We start from the raw sequence: 5,672 nt of genomic DNA, 5'->3' as shown, positions 1-5,672 counted from the left end.
CCACAGTTATCAGTGGCTGTGGCATCCCAGGCCGTACCGCTATGGGTATAGGTACACACATCGGTATCGGTATCTACACTTTGGTTGCCTGTACAGCTCACCACCGGTGCTTCGTTGTCCTCGATGGTCACCGTATAGGTACACACATCGGTATTACCGGCATCGTCGATAACCGTCCACACCACTGTGGTGGTGCCCAGGTTAAAGGTCTGCCCGTCCAGTGTAGTGCCGTTGCCCGTGGTCGCGCCTGATAATTCATAAGTCAGGGACGACACATTGCAGTTGTCTGATGCAAGGGAATCCCATAAACTACCGCTATGGGTATAGGTACATTCGCCCGGATCGGTATCCCTGAGTTTGCTGCTGATGCAGATGATCACAGGAGCTTCGGTGTCTTCTACCGTGATGGTCGTGGTACAGCTTTCGCTGTTCCCTTCCGCATCCGTAGCCGTCCAGACCACTGTTGTGGTCCCTAAATTGAAGGTTACTCCGTCAAGGCTGGTTCCCGTGCCCGTAGCGCCTCCGCTAAGTACGTAAGTCAGGGTGCTCAGGCTACAGTTGTCGGTGGCCGTGGCATCCCAGCCAGTACCGTTGTGGGTATAGTTGCACACACCGGCATCGGTCTCCACCGTGGCCGCTGTGATGCAGGTTACCTCAGGCGCTTCGTTGTCTTCTACCGTAACGGTATACGAACACATATCGGTATTGTTACCGGGGTCGGTGACGGTCCACGTGACCGTGGTCACACCTAAGTTAAAGGTCACCCCGTTTAAGGTATTGCCTGTGCCCGTAGTGGCGCCTGTGAGTTCATAAGAGAGTGTGGCAGTACAGTTGTCGTCATAGGACGCATCCCATAAATTGCCTAAGTGGGTATATGTACAGACCCCGGCACTGGTATCTGCGGTCTTATTGGACGTGCAGCTGATTACCGGTGGGATGTTGTCTATAACATTTATGATTACCGAACAGGTACTTGAAGTACCTCCATCATCAGTAACCACCACATCAATAGTGTTTTCACCAATATCAAGACAGCTTAAATCTACGGTTGGTGCCGGAGGATTTCCTGCCGTTACAGTATAACCTCCACAAGAGACCGTTACACTGGTGACCAAATCCTCTGCATTGATTGAAAGAAATCCGTTGGTATCGAGAGAATAATCCAAGGGGACTTGTGAAATTTCGTCATAAGAAAAATGCAAAGCCCATTCGTTCAACGTACCTGTATCGGCACTTGCATTGTCTGAGACAGTAATTATCCAATCCCCGGTTACATTTTCACCATTAAAAACAGACAAAGGGTTATTGGGAATAAATGTGCCGTTTATAGTGGGAACAGCTGCTTCACATTCATTTTCGACAGAATCTGTTGCATCGTCGTCCAGTGTTGCTATTATATCGTTTTCATCACAACCAAAACCTGAACCTGTATAACCCGGTCTGTCAATAATTGTAGCCGTTGTTCCTGCGGGCGACTCAATTGTAACAATGATATCTCCTACCCAATTATGTGAAACATTTACATCCACGTTCAGATCTGTGATGGAAAAGTTTTCAGTGATTGATAGGGTTGAAGAAACACCTGTTGGATTATTATCAGGTATTGCTAAAGCCGGAGTTTGAGAATCTGAAAATGTTGCCGGTGTAAAAATTGTTCCTGCACATACAATAACCGGTGGTTCATTGGTTACCAGAATTGTATCAGTTTCAGAGATAGGATTGGTTGAACAAGTATATTCATAAGTAATTGTTGCATTTCCCGCTCCATTGACAGAGGGGTCAAACGTATAGGTGGTTCCGTTTCCATCATCAGTTACTCCGGGACCGCTATACACACCTCCGGCAGGAAGGCCTCCTGAAAGACCAGTAACCACACCACCTGCCAGGCACACTTCTTCAACAGTGTCAAAACTTATCAAGGACGGAGGAAGGTCAAATGCTTCGGTACCGTCTAATCTGCTTGAAGATAAACCCTGATCTGCACTAAAGCCTAAGCCTCTTTTGGCAAAAGCACCCCAGATTACACATTCGTTGGCCCCTCCATAAAGCAGTTGATCAGCTGCCAAAATAGCATCACGCCCATCTACAAAACCGGGACTACAGGGTTGTAATTTTAAGGCTTCGGTGACGAGTTGTATGGCGATGTTGTTTCCTCCGGTACCGTTGTAAAAATCAGGATCAAAACCGTATACGTCTATAAGACCCCAGGTCATGTCAAATAACATGGTTGCCCACACAGAGCCCACTCCGTGAGGAATAATAGCTGTTTTAATATCATCATAGGTTTGGGGATTTACTGCCATATCTGTATTGTATGGGAAGGGTCTGATTCCAGGTCCGTTATCAGGTTGTCCAAATAAATAATTTCCAACCGGTCTGGAATCGGTGCCTGTTTCGCCTGCTTTCATGGTAAGCATATATCCATAAAAATCACTCCAGCCTTCTCCCATTTGTTCGTTATTGCCAAGGCAACCTACATTAGCTGCTCCACCTGTCAAACGGTTCGTTATTCCGTGTGCATATTCATGAACTATTACCAGGTTATCAAGGTCACTATCTCTAGAAGGTATTGTATTATTACACAAAAACATTTGCATTCTTGGGTTTGAGCCATCAGCCGGAGTTCCGAAGTTAGCATTACAGTTCCCTGCGTTTTGTGCTTCAGCATTTACAGAATCACTTCCAGCGCCTCCGTTTCCATAGTTGTTTTCCTGAAAATTTCCGCTGGCTTCATCAAAGCCGTAGAAATACATTACATCATGAATGATATTGTTCCAGTAAAAAAGATTTGAAATAATAGCTGATTCACTATTAACGGGGTTGTCATTTAAATCCAGCGGGAAATCAAAATCTAATGAAGCTCCTCCATCGGGAGAAAAGCCCGGAATATTGTCACCGTTTCTATCTTCATACGCGTAAACATTGTTTCCTCTGGTGATTGTAAATTCTGCCCCTACAACCCCATCGGTGTCAAGCCATCCAAATGGAGAAGCTGTTACATTCTCAGGGTTTACTAACACTTGTCGAGCTCCATCATAGGGTGATTCCATCGGCATTGGGTATACATTGTAAGTTCCTGACATCATAGCAGTAGAGGCTGTATTGACATTCAGGGGGTATTCTGCAGGTCTTAAACTTACTTCCATTGCTGCAGTATCCTCTTCATGATTGTGATTGCTATGATCTCCCATAACATCACAATTTTGAGTAAAATTGTATTTGTCTATTATTTGTCCTGTAGAGGCATCAACCCTGAAGTTCCACCAGTCAGAAGTATTGAGTTCGCTTACTGATAATTCCCAAACTAATAAAGTCCCATAGTTTTCCCTAAAATAATACATTAATTTTACCGGGATATTTTCATTTGAAATGCCTGCTTTATTATAGAGGGCTTTTCTACCAACTCCTTCTTCCTTTTCAATAAGGTCTAAGTTTTCAACCTTATAGCCCATTTGCCTTGCAACAGCATTGATTGCCTGATCAGCAGAGAGTGAAGCAGTGCGGTTATTTACAGTTTGCTGTACATTCCGGACAAAATTATTATGAGTCTGGATGATTTTACCATTTTTACCCACATGAACGCTTGATTCTGTCCCAGCTATTTCAATCCCCTCAATAGCCTGTCGAATATAAACGTGTCTTGTTCCGGTTAAACTACTAACATGTTCTGCAGTAATTACATAATCAGATGATTTTGATTGAATCATTGTTTCCAACTGAAAGGGGTTCTCTTCCTTTTGGTTCTGTTGTTCATTAAGTGACTTCAAATACTTTTCTTTTTCAGAAAGCCCCTTGTCAGAGTTCTGTTTTTGTGCATTTAACTGCAAAAATCCCATGACCATACATGTCAAGAGAAGACAAATTGTTTTTTTCATAATTACAATAAATTGGTTAATAAAGTTTTAAAATTCTTCTTTAAATGTAAGGATAAATAGTTAAAATAGTTCAAGGTTCTTTTATAAGTTGTCAACATAAGTGTATGTATGTATCGTTTTTAATAATTTTATGTATGTATTTTTGCGAAGTAAGTAATTTACTACATGAAAAAGACCCCCGGCAAATTGCCGGGGGTCAATTAAAAAATTTACCAAAAAAATGTTTTAAAAACTAAACCCCTTCTTTTCTCAATACGACCAAAGGGGGGCTTTTAATCACACTGATATTATTACCCAGACCGATTCCTAAAACCAAGAGCACCAAAAAGGGGAACAGCACTAAAAATGGAATCCAGGAGGGTATAAAAGTGGTTTCAAAAACCAACCAGGCTAATAATTGGCTGCCCAGGAGGGACAGTAAAATACCTGCCAAGCTTCCCAACACGCCTAAGTAAATATATTCAAGTGCAGTGATCCAGAGTATTTGTTTAGAGCGCGCGCCCAGAGTGCGCAGCAGTACACTTTCCCGAATGCGTTTGTATTTAGAGGTTCTCACTGCTCCCAGTAATACAATAATTCCTGTGAGAATGCTAAAAAAGGCCATAAAATTAATCAGCCAACTTATTTTATCAAGCAAGCCCTCTACTACTTTAAGTACTTGTCTGATATCGATGATTGTTACATTGGGGAATGCTGCCACCAGCTGTTGTTGCAAAACCGCCGATGTTTGTTCGTCAGGAACCTGGGTTGACATCACCCTGAACTGCGGTGCTTGTTCAAGAACGCCCTTTGGAAACACCAGGGAAAAATTCATTTGTGCCCGGCTCCAATCCACCGACCTGATACTGCTTACTTCGGTTTCCATTACAACTCCCTGGACATTGAACACCAACACATCGCCTAGTTTAACCTTGGCATCGTCAGCAAAATTATCACTGATTGAAACCGGTATTCTTCCGGTTTCATTATAGGATGCTATCCATTGTCCTTCAAGTATATTTTCAGAAATGCTCAGGGAGTCTCTGTAAGTGGTTCTGAATTCGTGATTTAAAATCCATCTTCTTATGCTTGAAGTGGTATCTTTTCGAATATCGTTCACCGTTTTACCGTCCAGGCTTTCCAGACGCATGGTAACAATGGGCATATTGTCAATCACAGGCAATTGATTCTTAGTAATCAGTGCTGCCAATTCCTGTTGTTGGTCTTGTTGTACATCCAGTAAAATCATATTCGGACTGTTACTGTTTTGTTCTACAGCTGTTTGTGCCAGTAAGAGGTCTTTGGTAAAGTAAAGTGTACTAATTAAAAAACTTCCCACTCCGATTGCCAGAATTAAAATCAGGGTTTGGTTTTGAGGGCGGAACAGGTTTAAAAGACTTTGACGAGGTACGAATCCCCACTGGGAGGGAAAAAAGGCTTTTATGGCTTTCATAAATAATTGTGCCAGTCCTGCCAGAATGGAAAAAGTGATTACAATTCCACCAACAAAAGCAGCTGCATAGCTCAGGTCTCTCAACAACCAGAACGCGAAGAGAAAAATAAAACCAAAGATAGCAAGTAAGACCATTGCACCGGCAAACCGTGACTTTTCAGATACCGTTTCCTGTACCCTTAAGGTTTGTAAAGGGGAAACATACAAGGTATTCATCAATGGATACAGTGCAAACAACAGGGACATTAAGAAGCCCAACAGGATTCCTAAAAGGATTACCTGTGGAGACCAGGCCAACTGCACATCCACCGGTAATAAATCGCCTAAAATCAAGGGAAACAGTTGTTGTAAGAGCAGCCCCAACG

2 protein-coding genes are annotated in these 5,672 nt (G+C 42.9%); both read right to left on the bottom strand.

Annotation, left to right across the window (positions count from 1 at the left end; genetic code table 11):
• A partial coding sequence (locus AACY61_RS07835) for a M36 family metallopeptidase (protein WP_339611023.1) occupies window positions 1–3,875 on the bottom strand: 3,875 nt, incomplete at its 3' end.
• A 232-nt stretch (window positions 3,876–4,107) separates the two neighbouring features.
• A partial coding sequence (locus AACY61_RS07830) for an FtsX-like permease family protein (RefSeq protein WP_339611021.1) occupies window positions 4,108–5,672 on the bottom strand: 1,565 nt, incomplete at its 5' end.

Source organism: uncultured Planktosalinus sp., from assembly GCF_963973675.1.
Taxonomy (GTDB): domain Bacteria; phylum Bacteroidota; class Bacteroidia; order Flavobacteriales; family Flavobacteriaceae; genus Planktosalinus.
This window is presented reverse-complemented; position numbering and strand designations above follow the sequence as displayed.